The following is a 17,551-nucleotide window of genomic DNA, read 5'->3' on the forward strand; positions in this document are numbered from 1 at the left end:
CCCGGAAGCTAAGCCTTACAGCGCCGATGGTACTGCAGGGGGGACCCTGTGGGAGAGTAGGACGCCGCCGAACAATTTTTCAAAGGGTTGGATCCTGAACTTCGGTTCGGGGTCCAGCCCTTTTTTGTTGTGCGTCACTTGAAGTTCACGTTGCGCTACCACGATCGTCGACATGGGTACTGCTGCAATGCTCAGGGCCGCTGGTGTCGGAGTCGGTGACGAGGTTGTCGTGCCGGCCTTCGGGAACGTGGAAGTCGCCGAGGCCGTGGTCCTGGCGGGGGCGCTTCCGGTGTTCGCCGACATAGATCCGGTGACGTACTGCCTCGACTCGTCCGCTGTCGAGGCGGCCATAACTCCGCGTACCGCGGCCGTCGTTGTCGTACACCGCTTCGGTCGGCCGGCCGACATGGTGCGGCTGCTCGGGGTGGGGGAGCGGCACGGGCTGCTTGTGCTTCAGGAGGGGGAGTCCGGGGAGCCGTACGACGAGATCGCTCAGCGGAGGCAGCGGGCCGGGTATCTCGATGCGAAGTTGAGGGGTGTGCGGACGCCTGATGGCGGTGACGGGCACACCTATCAGCAGTACGTCGTGCGGGTACCGGGGAACGGGCGGCCGGATCGGGACGCCTTTGCCCGGGCCGTGCAGGCCAAGGGAGTTGAGTGCCGGGTGCCGGTGAAGACGCCAGTGCATCGGCTGCCCGAATACCGTCGGTGCGTGTCCCTGCCGGAGACCGAGCGGGCCGCGGACGAGACGCTCGCTCTTCCGGTGGATGCCGCGTTGACCAAGCGGGACATGCAGCGGATTGTGGGGGCGTGCAATGCCCTTGGGGGACTGCTCCAGCCGGCTTTCTGAGGGCCCGTGAGGTGGTTGGGGGTACGGGTCTGTTCGGGGTATGATCTATTCCGTTGCCGCGGGGGGAAATCCCTCGAAAAGGTGACTGGCCCCTATAGCTCAGTCGGTAGAGCGTCTCCATGGTAAGGAGAAGGTCAACGGTTCGATTCCGTTTGGGGGCTCCAGCACAAAAGGCCCTCGTCCTTACGGGCGGGGGCCTTTCGCATGTCCTCTTCCGCTCTTTCGGTTCCTTCAGTCCTTGTGGAGGCCCGGTACGCGCATCGCCAGGATCGCCATGTCGTCGGAGGGGGCGTCCTGCGCGAAGCGTTCCACCGCGCGCATGATGCGGGCGGCGACCGCGCCTGCCGTGAGGCCTGTGCAGGTCGTGAGGACGTCGGCGAGGCCGTCGTCGCCCAGCATGCGGGTGCCTTCACGGCGTTCGGTGACGCCGTCCGTGACACAGAGGAGGACGTCGCCCGGGTCGAGGGTGATCGTCTGCTCGTAGAGCTCGAGGTCCTCCATGACGCCGAGGAGCGGCTGGGGCTCGGCGGCCGGTTCGACGGTGCCGTCCTGGCGGAGGCGGAGCGGGAGGGGATGGCCGGCGCAGACCACCTTCAGCTGGGCGCTGCCGTCCTCCTGGGGCCACAACTCGCCGTAGAGGAGGGTCAGGAAGCGGCTGCGGGCACCCTCGTCGAGGATCGCGGAGTTCAGGCGCTCCAGGACCGCGGGGCCGCTGAGGCCCTCCCTGGCCAGCAGTCGGAGGGCGTGGCGGGCCAGGCCTGTGACGGCCGCCGCGTTCGGGCCCGTGCCGCAGACGTCGCCGATGGCGAAGCCGTACGCGCCGTCCCGGATCGGGAAGAGATCGTAGAAGTCGCCGCCAACCTCGTTGCCCTCGCCGGCCGCGCGGTAGATGACCTCGACCTCGACGCCGTCGATCTCGGGGAGTTCGGGCGGCAGGAGGCTGCGCTGGAGGGACTGGCTGATGGCGGTGCGCTCGGAGTAGAGGCGGGCGTTGTCGAGGGCGAGGGCGGCCCGGCGGGACAAGTCCTCGGCCAGTTCCAGGATTTCCTGGCGGAAGTGCTCGTCCGTGGGCTTGCCGAGGGTGAGCATGCCGATGACCCGGTTGCGGGCCACGAGGGGGAGGACCACGGTTTCGCCGCCGACGGCGGAGGCCGTGGCGAGGGTGGGGCCGATGCCCGACGTGACCTGGTGCGGCGGGCCGCCGCTCATGCCGAGGCTGCGCATGGAGCTGCGCAGGGCGGCCTGGTGGGCCGCCTCGCCGGGGGCCGACCAGACGCGGGCGCCGGGGGTGGGTACCGGGTCGGGCGGGGCGACCTTCGACAACAGGGACTTGATGCCGTCGATCAGTTCCTCGTCCTCGTGCAGGACGTACGACAGGTACGGCTCGGAGGCCTGGTCGGCGATCGTGTAGACCGCGCACCAGGTGGCCAGGGTCGGGACCGTCATCTGGGCCATCAGGGCCAGCGTCTGGTCGCGGTCCAGGGTGCCGGCGAGGAGGTCGGAGGCCTCGACGAGGAAGCTCAGGGAGCCTCGGCGCAGGCGTTCGAGTTCGCCGAGGCGGGCGGATTCGACCGCCAAGGCGATGCGGTCGGCGGCGAACTGGAGGCGCAGCGCTTCTTCGTTCGAGTATCTCCCGGGGGATTCGGCGGCGACGCCGAGTGAGCCGGTGAGGCGGCCTTCCACCTTCAGGGGCACCGTGACGACGGAGCGCATGCCGGTGCCGCTCAGCAGCGGTACGGCGCCCGGTACGGCCGTGAGGTCGTCGTGGACGGCCGGCATGCGGGCCGAGCCGTAGCGGCCGGGGCCCGCCTCGACGGGGACGCGGGCGAAGCGCTGGCGGGCCGAGGGCAGGCCGGTGGAGGCGCGGACCTCCAACTCCGTTTCGTCGTCGGTCGCCAGGAGCAGGAAGGCGGAGTCGCCGTCGAGCATGTCGCGGGCGCGTTCCACCGTGCGCTGGAGGAGGCCGTCGAGGTCGTCCGGGGCCGGCGAGCCGATGAACACCTCGAAGGGGTCGGTGCTCTGGCCGTCGGACCCGGTGTTCGTGTCGGAGGCCGGGACGCGCAACGGCGTCTGCAGGACCGCCCGTTCGTGGTCGCGGACCAGGAGACAGACCGTGGAGGGCTCGCCGCCCGTGTCGCGGACGCGGAGGTGGGAGGCGTACACGGAGCTGACCCGGCCGTTGGCGGCCCTGATGCCGTAACTGCCCTCCCAGCGCGAGAGTTGCAGGGCCTCCGCGATGCCGGTGCTGGTGCCCGGGGTGTGCGGCCAGGCGGCGAGGTCGGTCAGCGGTTTGCCGAGGACCTGTTCGGCGGCGTAGCCGAAGAGTTCCTCGGCGTCCTCGTTCCAGGACGTGAGGGCGCCGGTGCGGTCGATCTGGACCACGGCGACTCGGACGCGGCCGTCGGCCAGCGGCAGGAGGTCGGCGGGCAGTGCGGGGCCCGCGGCGCGGGTGCCCACCGGGCGTTCGGGGAGGTCGAGCTGGAACCAGACCTGCTTGTGTGTGGGCGTGTACTCCACGCCCCAGTGGCCGGCCAGCGCCGCGCACAGTTGGAGGCCGCGGCCGCCCTCGCGGTCGGGGCTGCCCATGTCGACGGCCTGGCCCTGGAGCGGGATCTCGCGTTCCGGATAGCGGTCGGCGACCTCGACGCGTACGCCGTCGTCGCTTCGTAGACACAACACGTCGGCGGAGGTGCCGGCGTGCACCACGGCGTTGGTCACCAGTTCGCTGGTGAGGACCACTGCGTCGTCGATGATGTCGGCGAAGCCCCAGCCCTGGAGGGTGTCGCGGACGAAGGCGCGGGCGCTCGCGACCGATCGCCCGACGGGCTCGAAGCTGGCGGCCGCGCGCGCGGTGATCACAGAACTCCTCGGCCGGTTGTCGACGTGCAGGGCTCCCTGGCCGGCGAGCTCGTGCCGCTGATGCGGCAGGCCGCTGGTCGGCCGGGGGTCCGGGGGCTGTCCCCCAGGGATCAGTCCGGTGGTCATGTGTGCGGCCGCCCCTCCGATGCCCGCTCGTTCTTGTGCCACCGCCCAGGCCGGACGGACCGGCGCGGCTGGACAGCCGCATGCAAGGTTACTTACCTTCCCCGTCCATGCGGATGCCGGTCTGCAGTGTTTCCGTCCGGAGGGTGTGCGGACGATGTGCGAAGCTGCCGAACTGTTATGGCCTGGTTCGGCCAGGGTGAAACACTGGGCAAGCTTCTGGTGAAGGTACTGGCAGGCTGAGTGTGATGTGCACACGGTGGGCAGCAGCCCCGGGTGTGGCCTGATACAGCGGGCATGGATAAGCAGCAGCAACCGAGAAGCCGAGCAGTAACACCTGAGCACAGCAGTAACGGTCGACCCCTGCGGGAGGGACACAGTGGAGTCTGGCGCAGCGACGCGGGGCACTAAGACGCGCGCGAAAGGCGGACAGTCCCTGAGTAACCAGCGCAAACCGCGCAATGGCACCACCGCGGTGGATACGGCTGCCCTGAACAGGCTGCTGGCGGCTCTCGTGTCGATGCGTGACGGGAACTTCCGCAAGCGGCTCACCGTGTCCGGTGACGGCGTGATGTCGGAGATCGCCGCGGTTTTCAACGAGGTGGCCGACCGGAATCTCCATTTGACGGGTGAATTGTCGCGGGTCCGGCGCATGGTGGGGCGTGAGGGAAAGCTCACGGAACGGCTGGAAACAGGTGCCTCAGAGGGCTCCTGGGCGGCCGCCATCGACGCTTCGAACGCGCTGGTCGACGATCTCGTACGGCCTGTCTCCGAGGTCAGTCGGGTGCTGTCCGCGGTGGCGGAGGGTGATCTGTCGCCGCGCATGGAGCTGCGGACGCAGGCGCCGGACGGGACCGGGCATCCGTTGCGCGGGGAGTTCCTGAAGGTCGGGCGGACCGTCAACAATCTGGTCGACCAGCTGTCGACGTTCACCGACGAGGTCACACGGGTGGCCAGCGAGGTGGGTACCGAGGGCAAGCTGGGCGGGCAGGCCCGGGTGCGCGGTATGTCGGGTTCGTGGAAGGACCTGACGGAGTCCGTCAACACGATGGCGTACCGGCTGACGGCTCAGGTGCGGGACATCGCGCTGGTGACGACGGCGGTCGCCAAGGGTGACTTGTCCCGGAAGGTCACGGTTCATGTGGCCGGCGAGATGCTGGAGCTCAAGAACACCGTCAACACCATGGTGGACCAGCTGTCGTCGTTCTCCTCCGAGGTGACGCGGGTCGCGCGCGAGGTGGGTGTCGAGGGCGAGCTGGGCGGGCAGGCGCAGGTGCCCGGTGTGGCCGGTGTGTGGAAGGACCTCACCGATTCGGTGAACCTGATGGCCGGCAATCTGACGGCCCAGGTGCGCGGGATCTCCCAGGTGACGACCGCGGTCGCCAGCGGTGACCTGTCGCAGAAGGTGACGGTCTCGGCGCGCGGCGAGGTGGCGCAGCTCGCGGACACGATCAACCAGATGACCGAGACGCTGCGGATCTTCGCGGACGAGGTCACGCGGGTGGCCAACGAGGTCGGTGCCGAGGGGCAGCTCGGCGGGCAGGCGAACGTGCCGGGTGCGGCGGGGACGTGGAAGGACCTCACCGATTCGGTGAACACGGTCTTCCGGAACCTCACCACGCAGGTGCGGGACATCGCGGCCGTGACGACGGCCGTGGCCAACGGTGACCTCTCGCAGAAGGTCACCGTGAACGTGGCCGGCGAGATGCTGGAGCTGAAGAACACCGTCAACGGGATGGTGGACCAGCTGTCCGCGTTCGGTGCCGAGGTCACGCGCGTGGCGCGTGAGGTCGGGGTCGAGGGTGAGCTGGGCGGGCAGGCGCAGGTGCCCGGGGCCGCCGGCACGTGGAAGGACCTGACCGACTCCGTCAACACCGCGTTCCGGAATCTCACCGGACAGGTGAGGAACATCGCCCAGGTGACCACGGCCGTGGCCAACGGTGACCTGTCGCAGAAGGTCACCGTGGACGTCTCCGGCGAGATGCTCCAGCTGAAGAACACCGTGAACACGATGGTGGATCAGCTGTCGGCCTTCGCCGACCAGGTGACGCGGATGGCCCGGGACGTGGGCACCGAGGGACGGCTGGGCGGTCAGGCCGTGGTGCCGGGAGTGTCCGGCACGTGGAAGGAGCTCACCGACTCCGTCAACTTCATGGGCGGCAACCTCACCTCGCAGGTGCGGCAGATCGCTCAGGTGACGACGGCGGTGGCCCGGGGTGACCTGTCGCAGAAGATCGACGTCGACGCGCGCGGCGAGATCCTGGAGCTGAAGAACACCATCAACACGATGGTCGACCAGCTCTCCGCCTTCGCCGACCAGGTGACCCGGGTCGCCCGCGAGGTGGGTACGGAGGGCCGGCTCGGCGGGCAGGCGCAGGTGCCCGGCGTCGCCGGTGTGTGGCGTGACCTGACCGATTCCGTGAACGGCATGGCGGGGAACCTGACCGCCCAGGTGCGCAACATCGCGCAGGTCGCGACGGCGGTGGCCCGGGGTGACCTGTCGCAGAAGATCGACGTCGACGCGCGCGGAGAGATCCTGGAGCTGAAGAACACCCTCAACACGATGGTGGACCAGCTGTCGAGCTTCGCCGACCAGGTGACGCGGGTGGCGCGCGAGGTGGGTACGGAGGGCATCCTCGGCGGTCAGGCCGAGGTGCAGGGTGTCTCCGGCACCTGGAAGGACCTTACGCAGTCCGTGAACTTCATGGCGAACAACCTGACCATCCAGGTGCGCAACATCGCCGAGGTCACGACCGCGGTCGCCAAGGGCGACCTGTCGAAGAAGATCACCGTCGACGCGAAGGGCGAGATCCTCGAACTCGTCAGCACCGTCAACACGATGGTCGACCAGCTGTCGTCCTTCGCGGAGCAGGTGACGCGGGTGGCGCGCGAGGTGGGCACGGAGGGCATCCTCGGCGGTCAGGCCCACGCGTCGGGCGTCACGGGCATCTGGAAGGACCTCACCGACAACGTCAACCTGATGGCCAACAACCTGACCATGCAGGTGCGCAACATCTCCCAGGTCGCGTCGGCGGTCGCCAACGGTGACCTGACGCGGACGGTGACGATCGAGGCGCGCGGCGAGGTCGCGCAGCTCGCGGACACCTTCAACACCATGGTGAAGACGCTGAGTTCGTTCGCCGACCAGGTCACCAAGGTGGCCCGTGAGGTGGGCACGGACGGCATCCTGGGCGGGCAGGCGCGGGTGCCGGGAGTGGCCGGTACCTGGAAGGACCTCACCGAGTCGGTGAACCAGATGGCGTCCAACCTGACCGGTCAGGTGCGCAACATCGCCATGGTGACCACGGCCATCGCGAAGGGTGACCTGACCAAGAAGATCGACATTGACGCTCGTGGCGAGATCCTCGAACTCAAGACGACGATCAACACGATGGTTGATCAGCTGTCGTCGTTCGCCGAGGAGGTCACCCGAGTCGCCCGCGAGGTGGGTACGGAGGGCCAGCTGGGCGGTCAGGCACGCGTGCGTGATGTCGACGGAACCTGGCGCGACCTCACCGAGTCGGTGAACGAGATGGCCGGGAACCTGACCCGGCAGGTGCGTGCCATCGCGCGCGTGGCGACCGCGGTGACCCGTGGCGACCTGAACCTGAAGATCGACGTGGACGCCTCGGGCGAGATCCAGGAACTCCAGGACTACATCAACAAGATGATCGCCAACCTGCGCGACACCACGATCGCCAACAAGGAGCAGGACTGGCTCAAGGGCAACCTCGCCCGCATCTCCGCACTGATGCAGGGCCGCCGTGATCTGGCCGACGTGGCCTCGCTGATCATGAGCGAGCTGACGCCGGTGGTGACCGCGCAGCACGGCGCGTTCTTCGTCGCCATGCCGCTCCTGGACGGCAAGGACCTGAGCGCCGAGGCGGAGGAACAGTACGAGCTGCGGATGCTGGGGTCGTACGGCTACTCGATGGGCTCCATGCCGACGTCGTTCAGGCCGGGCGAGGCGCTGATCGGGACGGCCGCCGAGGAGAAGCGCACGATCCTCGTGGAGAACGCGCCCAGTGGCTATCTGAAGATCTCCTCCGGCCTCGGAGAGGCGCCGCCCGCGCAGGTGATCGTCCTCCCGGTGCTGTTCGAGGGCAAGGTGCTCGGTGTCATCGAGTTGGCCTCCTTCACTCCCTTTACGCAGATCCAGAAGGACTTCCTCAATCAGATCGCCGAGATGATCGCGACCAGCGTCAACACCATCTCCGTCAACACCAAGACGGAGGTGCTGCTGAAGCAGTCGCAGGAGCTGACCGAGCAACTTCGCGAGCGGTCGGAGGAGTTGGAGAACCGGCAGAAGGCCCTCCAGGCGTCCAACGCCGAACTCGAGGAGAAGGCGGAGCTGCTGGCCCAGCAGAACCGCGACATCGAGGTGAAGAACACCGAGATCGAGGAGGCGCGGCAGGTCCTGGAGGAGCGCGCCGAGCAGCTCGCCGTGTCGATGCGCTACAAGAGCGAGTTCCTCGCCAACATGTCGCACGAACTGCGTACACCGCTCAACTCGCTGCTGATCCTGGCCAAGCTGCTCGCCGACAACGCGGAGGGGAATCTCTCGCCGAAGCAGGTCGAGTTCGCCGAGACGATCCACGGGGCCGGTTCCGACCTGCTCCAGCTGATCAACGACATCCTCGACCTGTCGAAGGTCGAGGCGGGCAAGATGGACGTCTCCCCGACGCGCATCGCGCTCGTCCAGCTCGTGGACTACGTGGAGGCCACCTTCCGGCCGCTGACCGCGGAGAAGGGCCTGGACCTGTCCGTACGGGTGTCGCCGGAGCTGCCGGCCACGCTGCACACCGACGAGCAGCGGCTCCTTCAGGTGCTGCGCAACCTGCTGTCCAACGCGGTGAAGTTCACCGACTCCGGGGCTGTCGAGCTGGTCATCCGGCCCGCCGGCCGGGATGTGCCGGTGGCGATCAGGGAGCAGCTCCTGGAGGCGGGTTCGCTGCGTGACGCGGACGCCGACCTGATCGCGTTCTCCGTGACGGATACGGGGATCGGGATCGCGGCCAGCAAGATGCGGGTGATCTTCGAGGCGTTCAAGCAGGCGGACGGTACGACGAGCCGCAAGTACGGCGGTACGGGCCTCGGGCTGTCGATCTCGCGGGAGATCGCGCAGCTGCTGGGCGGTGAGATCCACGCGCAGAGCGAGCCTGGGCGCGGATCGACGTTCACGCTGTATTTGCCGCTGCATCCGAGCGAACTGCCGCCGCAGGGCTATCAGCAGCTCACGCCGCCCGCCCTGGAGGCCGGTGACCTGATGGGGTCCTCCTCCTCGGGGCGGCACGAGCCGACCGAGCTGTCCGACGCGGAGGTCGAGACGCCGGCCGAGGTGAGGTCGTACCGGGAGACGCAGAACGGTGCCGCGGCGCTCTTCAGGCGCCGTCGGCGGCCCGTGCCGGAGATCGAGCAGCGTCTCGCGCAGCAGGAGCAGTGGCCCGTGGCGGCGGAGCAGCAGACGACGCCGAAGTCGCGCCGCGGCATCCGGTTCGGCGGTGAAAAGGTGCTGATCGTCGACGACGACATCCGCAACGTCTTCGCGCTGACCAGCGTCCTCGAACAGCACGGGCTGTCCGTGCTGTACGCCGAGAACGGTCGCGAGGGCATCGAGGTCCTGGAGCAGCACGAAGACGTGGCGGTCGTCCTGATGGACATCATGATGCCCGAGATGGACGGCTATGCGACGACGACGGCGATCCGCAGGATGCCGCAGTTCGCCGGGCTGCCGATCATCGCGCTGACAGCGAAGGCGATGAAGGGCGACCGGGAGAAGGCGATCGAGTCGGGCGCCTCCGACTACGTGACCAAGCCGGTCGACCCCGATCACCTGCTGACGGTGATGGACCAGTGGATGCGTGGCGAGTGACGGGATCAGTCGGGCAATGCGTGGGCTTCGTGCGGATGTGGCGGGAACCTTCGGCGAGTACCCGGAGTTGCTGACTCTGGGTGGCCGAAGCCGTGTAGAAGTACGGGATTCGGGGAACCTTCTGGTCTCCCGCCGCGTTTCTGCTACGTGCACAGTGACATCGCGGTGACAGGGTGTGGCGACGGGCGGGGTGCGGCTACGATGACCGGCACAAGGACGGGCGGCGCAAGGGAGTCGTCCCCTGGGGCGGCGCCGGTCGGCGTCACCCCAAGTCCTGCGGACAGGGGAGGCCCCACGCCGGGGCGAGGAGGGCGGGCCATGGTGCAGAAGGCCAAGATCCTCCTGGTCGATGACCGGCCGGAGAATCTGCTCGCGCTGGAGGCCATCCTCTCTGCGCTCGATCAGACACTGGTGCGGGCATCGTCCGGGGAGGAAGCGCTCAAAGCACTGCTCACGGACGACTTCGCGGTCATTCTGCTGGACGTCCAGATGCCGGGTATGGACGGCTTCGAAACGGCCGCGCACATCAAGCGGCGAGAACGCACCCGGGACATCCCGATCATCTTCCTCACCGCGATCAACCACGGACCGCACCACACGTTCCGCGGCTACGCGGCGGGCGCGGTCGACTACATCTCCAAGCCGTTCGACCCCTGGGTGCTGCGCGCCAAGGTCTCCGTCTTCGTCGAGCTGTATATGAAGAACTGCCAGCTGAGGGAGCAGGCGGCGCTGCTGCGGCTCCAGTTGGAGGGCGGCGGCGGCAAGGCGTCGGCCGGGGACGCGAAGGAGCCGGCAGGGCTGCTCGCCGAGCTGTCGGCGCGGCTGGCGGCGGTGGAGGAGCAGGCCGAGGCGCTGTCGAAGCAACTGGACGACGACTCCGCGGATGCGGCGGCGGTCGCCACGGCGGCCCATCTCGAACGCAAACTCACGGGGTTGCGGCGGGCGCTCGACGCGCTGGAGCCCGGGACGGGAAGTTCTCCCTCGGTGCCTTCGCAGAACTGACGCCTCCCACAGGCGTCGTTGTGCGTGAACGCGCGTCAGTTCAGCTCCCCTTCAAGGGCGACACGAACGGGTGAAGCAGTAGGCACACGTGTCCGCTGTCGTCTCCACCGGTAACCTCACACCTATGGCCTCACGTCCCTCCGCAGCCAAGAAGCCCGCCAAGAAGGCGGCCGCTCCGGCGAAGGCTCCGGCGAAGAAGGCCGCTGCGAAGAAGGCGCCCGCCAAAAAGGCGCCCGCCAAGAAGGCCGCGGCGAAGAAAGCCGCGCCGCCGAAGCCGGCGCCCAGCCCTACCGGGGGCATCTACCGGCTCGTGCGCGCGCTGTGGCTCGGCGTCGCGCACGCCGTCGGCGCGGTGTTCCGCGGGATAGGGCAGGGCGCGAAGAACCTCGACCCGGCGCACCGCAAGGACGGCGTCGCGCTGCTGCTGCTCGGCCTCGGACTGATCGTCGCCGCCGGGACCTGGTCCAACCTGCGTGGTCCCGTCGGCGACCTCGTCGAAATGCTGGTGACGGGCGCCTTCGGCCGGCTCGACCTGCTCGTGCCGATACTGCTCGCGGTCATCGCCGTACGGTTCATCCGGCACCCCGAACAGCCCGAGGCCAACGGTCGCATCGTGATCGGCCTGTCCGCGCTCGTCATCGGCGTGCTCGGCCAGGTCCACATCGCCTGCGGCTCGCCCGCGCGCGGTGAGGGCATGCAGGCGATACGGGATGCCGGCGGCCTCATCGGCTGGGGAGCGGCGACCCCGCTGACGTACACCATGGGCGAGGTCCTCGCGGTACCGCTGCTCGCGCTGCTGACGATCTTCGGGCTGCTGGTCGTCACGGCCACCCCCGTCAACGCCATCCCGCAGCGGCTGCGGCTGCTCGGGGTGCGGCTCGGCATCGTGCACGACCCGGCCGAGGACGAGTTCGGGGAGGACGACGAGCGCTACGACGACCAGTGGCGCGACGCCGTGCCCGCGCGCCCTCGCAGACGCGGCCCGGCCGCCGCGGCGTACGACCCCGACGGGGCGGAGCAGGAGGCCCTCTCGCGGCGTCGTGGCCGCCCCCGGCGCTCCGCGGTGCCGCAGCCCGATCTGGACCGTCCCATGGACGCCGTGGACGTCGCCGCGGCCGCCGCCGCCGCGCTCGACGGGGCCGTGCTGCACGGCATGCCGCCCTCGCCGATCGTCGCCGACCTCACCCAGGGCGTCAGCGTGGGGGAGCGCGAGGAGCCGACCCCGACTCCCACGCCGGTCCCGGCCGCGCGTCCCAAGCAGGAGAAGCTCGACGTGGGGGTCGCGGACCTCACCAAGTCCGCGCCCGACGTGCCCCGCGAGCTCCCGGCGCGCGCCGAGCAGCTGCAGCTGTCCGGCGACATCACCTACGCGCTGCCCTCGCTCGACCTCCTCACGCGCGGGGGCCCCGGCAAGTCCCGCAGCGCCGCGAACGACGCGGTCGTCGCCTCGCTCACGACCGTCTTCTCCGAGTTCAAGGTCGACGCCGCCGTCACCGGCTTCACCCGCGGGCCGACGGTCACGCGCTACGAGGTCGAGCTCGGCCCCGCCGTGAAGGTCGAGCGGATCACCGCGCTGACCAAGAACATCGCGTACGCCGTCGCCAGTCCGGACGTACGGATCATCAGCCCGATCCCCGGCAAGTCCGCGGTGGGCATCGAGATCCCGAACACCGACCGGGAGATGGTCAACCTCGGTGACGTGCTGCGCCTCGCCGCGGCCGCCGAGGACGACCACCCGATGCTGGTCGCGCTCGGCAAGGACGTCGAGGGCGGCTATGTGATGGCCAACCTCGCGAAGATGCCGCACGTGCTGGTTGCCGGAGCCACCGGTTCCGGTAAGTCGTCCTGCATCAACTGCCTGATCACGTCGATCATGGTCCGCGCGACTCCCGAGGACGTCCGCATGGTCCTCGTCGACCCCAAACGTGTCGAGCTGACCGCGTACGAGGGCATCCCGCACCTGATCACGCCGATCATCACCAACCCGAAGCGGGCCGCCGAGGCGCTCCAGTGGGTCGTACGGGAGATGGATCTTCGGTACGACGATCTGGCGGCGTACGGCTACCGGCACATCGACGACTTCAACGAGGCCGTGCGCAGCGGCAAGGTGAAGTCGCCGGAGGGCAGTGAGCGGGAGCTCCAGCCGTATCCGTATCTGCTGGTGATCGTCGACGAGCTCGCCGACCTGATGATGGTCGCCCCGCGGGACGTCGAGGACTCGATCGTGCGCATCACGCAGCTCGCGCGCGCGGCCGGCATCCACCTGGTCCTCGCGACGCAGCGGCCGTCGGTCGATGTCGTCACCGGGCTGATCAAGGCGAACGTGCCCTCGCGCCTCGCCTTCGCCACCTCCTCGCTCGCCGACTCGCGGGTCATCCTCGACCAGCCCGGTGCCGAGAAGCTGATCGGCAAGGGTGACGGGCTGTATCTGCCGATGGGTCAGAACAAGCCCACCCGTATGCAGGGTGCCTTCGTGACCGAGGAGGAGGTCGCGACGGTCGTCCAGCACTGCAAGGACCAGATGGCGCCGGTCTTCCGGGACGACGTCACCGTGGGCACCAAGCAGAAGAAGGAGATCGACGAGGAGATCGGCGACGACCTCGACCTGCTGTGCCAGGCCGCCGAACTGGTCGTCTCCACGCAGTTCGGGTCGACGTCCATGCTGCAGCGGAAGCTGCGGGTCGGGTTCGCCAAGGCGGGTCGGCTCATGGACCTCATGGAGTCCCGGGGGATCGTCGGGCCGAGCGAAGGCTCCAAGGCTCGTGATGTTCTTGTGAAGGCTGACGAACTGGACGGAGTGCTCGCGGTGATCCGCGGGGAGGCTTAAAGGGAGTCCCAAGGCCGCTGTTCAATCGTGACTCACCCGTAAGGGATCATTGAGCAACCGTTTCCCTTCCGCGTACGTCAAGTTGAGGGAAGCGACAAGCTGCTGCCCCACCATCGGCGTGTCCGGCCATTCCGATGGCGTACAAAGTGCCACCGCCCGGTTGCCCCACCCTTTCTTACCCCCCATAGACTGAACCTCCAGCACAGGCGGCTAAAACGCTCGAAAGGCGCCCCCGTGTCCCTCGGCAACTCCCCTGAAGACGAGCGTCCGTTCGAAGACGACCGTGAGGAAGCCCGCCCCTCGATCGGTCGTGCCCTCCAGCAGGCGCGTATCGCGGCCGGACTGACCGTCGACGACGTCAGTTCCGCCACCCGGGTCCGCATCGCCATCGTGCACGCCATCGAGGCGGACGACTTCGACCCCTGTGGCGGCGACGTCTACGCCCGCGGTCACATCCGGACCCTGGCCAAGGCCGTCCGTCTCGATCCCGCCCCGCTGCTCGCCCAGTACGACGACGATCACGGCGGGCGTCCGGCGCCGACCCCGGCCGCTCCGCTGTTCGAGGCGGAACGCATCCGTCCGGAGCGGCGCGGGCCCAACTGGACCGCGGCCATGGTCGCCGCGATCGTCGCCGTGGTCGGCTTCGTCGGGTTCACCGCCTTCAGCGGCGGTGACGATGAAGGCGGCAAGACGCAGGTCGCCGAGGGCTCCAAGCCCTCGACCAGCAAGAACGCCTCGCCCACGCCGAAGAACGACAAGCCCGAGGACACCGAGCCGGTGCCCTCGGACAGCGCCATCGCCGCCGCGCCCCAGGACAAGGTGACCGTCCAGGTCAGCGCCGCCGATGGAAAGAGCTGGATCTCCGCCAAGGACCACAACGGGCGGAGCCTGTTCGACGGACTGCTCAAGCAGGGCGAGTCCAAGACCTTCCAGGACAGCCAGAAGGTCAACCTCGTCCTCGGCGACGCCGGGGCGATCCAGCTGTATGTGAACGGCAAGAAGATCGACGAGGACTGGCAGCCGGGGGCCGTGGAGCGGCTCACCTATACGAAGGGCGACCCTCAGGTCGGTTAGGACCGGACGGGTACGGACGGGGTTGGCCAAGATCGGCCAACCCCGTCGACGTGGGGTGTCAGTGGGACGAAGTAGTCTTGAGCCCATGCCTGAACGCCGTACCGTCGCACTCGTCACTCTTGGCTGCGCCCGTAACGAGGTGGACTCGGAGGAGCTGGCAGGCCGCTTGGAGGCGGACGGCTGGCACCTCGTGGAGGACGCCTCGGACGCGGACGTGGCCGTCGTCAACACGTGCGGCTTCGTCGACGCCGCCAAGAAGGACTCCGTCGACGCCCTCCTGGAGGCCAACGACCTCAAGGGGCACGGCAGAACCCAGGCCGTCGTGGCGGTGGGCTGCATGGCCGAGCGGTACGGCAAGGATCTCGCGGAGGCCCTCCCGGAGGCCGACGGCGTGCTCGGCTTCGACGACTACACCGACATCTCCGACCGGCTGCAGACCATTCTGAACGGCGGAATCCACGCCTCCCACACCCCGCGCGACCGGCGCAAGCTGCTGCCGATCAGCCCCGCCGAGCGGCAGTCGGTCTCCGACGTCGCCCTGCCCGGGCACGGCGCCGCGGCCGACCTGCCGGAGGGGCTCGCTCCGGCCTCCGGTCCCCGTGCGCCCCTGCGCCGCCGTCTGGACGGCGCCCCGGTCGCCTCGGTGAAGCTCGCCTCCGGCTGCGACCGGCGCTGCTCCTTCTGCGCCATCCCGTCCTTCCGCGGCTCCTTCATCTCGCGCCGCCCCAGCGACGTGCTGAACGAGGCGCGGTGGCTGGGCGAGCAGGGCGTCAAGGAGATCATGCTGGTCTCCGAGAACAACACCTCGTACGGCAAGGACCTGGGCGACATCCGCCTGCTCGAGTCCCTGCTGCCCGAGATCGCCGAGGTCGACGGCATCGAGCGGGTGCGGGTGAGCTACCTCCAGCCCGCCGAGATGCGGCCCGGGCTCATCGACGTGCTGACGTCCACGCCCAAGGTCATGCCCTACTTCGACCTGTCCTTCCAGCACTCCGCCCCCGACGTGCTGCGCGCGATGCGCCGCTTCGGCGACACCGACCGCTTCCTGGAGCTGCTCGACACCATCCGGAGCAAGGCACCCCAGGCCGGCGTGCGCTCCAACTTCATCGTGGGCTTCCCCGGTGAGAGCGAGGCCGATCTGGCCGAGCTGGAGCGCTTCCTGAACGGCGCGAGGCTGGACGCCATCGGCGTCTTCGGGTACTCCGACGAGGACGGCACCGAAGCGGCGACGTACGAGAACAAGGTCGACGAGGACGTCGTCGCCGAGCGGCTGGCCCGCGTCTCCCGACTCGCGGAAGAACTCGTCTCGCAGCGGGCCGAGGAGCGTGTCGGCGAGACCGTGCAGGTGCTCGTGGAGTCGGTGGACTCCGTGGAGGGCGTGTACGGCCGTGGGGCGCACCAGGCGCCCGAGACCGACGGCCAGGTGCTGCTCACGAGCGGCGAGGGCCTGAGTGTCGGTCGTATGGTCGAGGCGAAGGTAGTCGGTACCGAAGGTGTCGACCTGGTGGCCGAGCCGCTGCAGGGCTCGCCCGCGTGGAGTGAGGAGGCAGGCAGATGACCGGAGTCCCGGCGTCCGCTGCGGGTGGCTCCTCCGCTGCGAAGGGTGCGGCCGCGGGCACGGCTTCGGGTGCCGCGTCCGCGTCCGGTGCCGTCTCCGGTGCTTCTGGTGCGCTTAGTGCTTCTGGTACTCCTGGTGCCTCTGGTGCTGACTCCGGTGGGAAGTCGGCGCGTGGTGGGAAGCTGACGGCCGCCGCCGTCAATCAGGCCAGTGTCTGGAACATCGCCAATCTGCTGACCATGCTCCGGCTGCTTCTCGTGCCCGGTTTCGTCGCGCTGATGCTCGCCGACGGCGGCTACGACCCGGCGTGGCGCTCGTTCGCCTGGGCGGCCTTCGCGGTCGCCATGATCACCGACCTGTTCGACGGGCATCTGGCACGCACGTACAACCTCGTCACCGACTTCGGGAAGATCGCCGACCCCATCGCCGACAAGGCGATCATGGGGGCGGCGCTGATCTGTCTGTCCGCGCTCGGTGACCTGCCGTGGTGGGTGACGGGCGTCATCCTCGGCCGGGAACTCGGGATCACGCTGTTGCGTTTCGTGGTCATCCGGTACGGCGTCATTCCCGCCAGCCGCGGCGGCAAGCTGAAGACCCTCACGCAGGGCGTGGCCGTGGGGATGTACGTCCTGGCACTGACGGGATGGCTGGCCACCCTGAGGTTCTGGGTGATGGCGGCCGCGGTCGTGCTGACCGTCGTGACGGGGCTGGACTATGTGAGACAGGCCATTGTGCTGCGCCGGCAGGGAATCGCCGAGCGCAAGGCGGCGTTGGAGGAGACGGAAGCGTGAGTTCCCCGGCCGCGGACGTGGCCGTAGCAGTGGTACGACTACTCACCGTGAAGGGTGAGACGCTCGCCGTTGCCGAGTCGCTCACGGGCGGTTTGGTCGCGGCGGAAATCACAGCGGTCCGTGGGGCCTCCAAGGCCTTTCGAGGTTCGGTGACCGCCTACGCCACCGAACTGAAGCATGAACTGCTGGGCGTGGACGCCACTCTGCTGGCGGCGCGCGGGGCCGTGGATCCGCAGGTCGCGGGCCAGATGGCGGCCGGAGTGCGCAAGGCGCTCGGCGCCGACTGGGGCATCGCGACCACCGGCGTCGCCGGTCCGGAACCGCAGGACGGCAAGCCCGTCGGCACGGTTTTCGTGGCCGTCGACGGGCCCCTCGCGGAGTCTTCCGGCGCAATCGGTGGCGGGAAAGTGACCGCACTGCGGTTGAACGGCGACCGTGCGGAAATTCGTATGGAGAGTGTACGGAGCGTACTCGCACTGCTCCTGGAGGGGCTTGCGAGCGAACTGACCGGGAATGAGCGGACACAGGATACGGAACGGAACGGGGGGTTTTGATGTTTGCAGCCCTGAGTGAACACGACATCGCTCCCCGCACG

At 68.8% G+C, this 17,551-nt stretch carries 9 protein-coding genes, 1 tRNA gene and 1 rRNA gene; 10 read left to right on the top strand and 1 reads right to left on the bottom strand.

The genetic code is table 11. The features are described from left to right. The 3 genes from rrf to AC5P09_RS18600 form a co-directional block, all read left to right on the top strand. A 5S ribosomal RNA gene (rrf, locus tag AC5P09_RS18590) occupies positions 1–73 on the top strand; the annotation flags it as partial. A 114-nt stretch (positions 74–187) separates the two neighbouring features. After that, the gene (locus AC5P09_RS18595; protein WP_307680232.1) at positions 188–850 is read left to right on the top strand and encodes a DegT/DnrJ/EryC1/StrS family aminotransferase; all 663 of its coding nucleotides are present in this window, start codon (positions 188–190) and stop codon (positions 848–850) included. Positions 851–938: 88 nt separating this feature from the next. Then, positions 939–1,014 (top strand) — tRNA-Thr (locus tag AC5P09_RS18600). Between the two features lie 67 nt (positions 1,015–1,081). Here AC5P09_RS18600 and AC5P09_RS18605 read toward each other — a convergent pair. Further along, entirely contained in the window at positions 1,082–3,835 is a 2,754-nt protein-coding gene (locus AC5P09_RS18605; protein ID WP_307677660.1) for a SpoIIE family protein phosphatase, read from the bottom strand. Positions 3,836–4,211: 376 nt separating this feature from the next. Here AC5P09_RS18605 and AC5P09_RS18610 point away from each other — a divergent pair, with 376 nt between their 5' ends. From AC5P09_RS18610 to AC5P09_RS18640, 7 genes are all read left to right on the top strand, one after another. Beyond that, a complete protein-coding gene (locus AC5P09_RS18610) occupies positions 4,212–9,704 on the top strand; it encodes a HAMP domain-containing protein (RefSeq protein ID WP_493874956.1) in 5,493 nt (1,830 codons plus the stop codon). A gap of 318 nt (positions 9,705–10,022) precedes the next feature. After that, positions 10,023–10,706 (top strand): response regulator, encoded by a 684-nt coding sequence (locus tag AC5P09_RS18615; protein WP_493874957.1) that lies wholly within the window; start codon positions 10,023–10,025, stop codon positions 10,704–10,706. 124 nt (positions 10,707–10,830) lie between these two features. Continuing rightward, entirely contained in the window at positions 10,831–13,533 is a 2,703-nt protein-coding gene (locus AC5P09_RS18620) for a DNA translocase FtsK (protein ID WP_493874958.1), read from the top strand. A 234-nt stretch (positions 13,534–13,767) separates the two neighbouring features. After that, positions 13,768–14,607 (top strand): helix-turn-helix domain-containing protein, encoded by an 840-nt coding sequence (locus tag AC5P09_RS18625; protein ID WP_493874959.1) that lies wholly within the window; start codon positions 13,768–13,770, stop codon positions 14,605–14,607. Positions 14,608–14,692: 85 nt separating this feature from the next. After that, positions 14,693–16,165, top strand: coding sequence for a 30S ribosomal protein S12 methylthiotransferase RimO (gene rimO / locus AC5P09_RS18630; RefSeq protein ID WP_493874960.1), 1,473 nt, complete (start codon positions 14,693–14,695; stop codon positions 16,163–16,165). Further along, positions 16,162–16,956, top strand: coding sequence for a CDP-diacylglycerol--glycerol-3-phosphate 3-phosphatidyltransferase (pgsA, locus tag AC5P09_RS18635; RefSeq protein ID WP_493874961.1), 795 nt, complete (start codon positions 16,162–16,164; stop codon positions 16,954–16,956). The genes rimO and pgsA overlap by 4 nt, the downstream gene beginning before the upstream one ends. Then, a complete protein-coding gene (locus AC5P09_RS18640; protein ID WP_493874962.1) occupies positions 16,953–17,510 on the top strand; it encodes a CinA family protein in 558 nt (185 codons plus the stop codon). Before pgsA ends, AC5P09_RS18640 begins: the two co-directional genes overlap by 4 nt. Positions 17,511–17,551: the final 41 nt, after the last annotated feature.

It is taken from the genome of Streptomyces sp. a15, assembly GCF_059026085.1.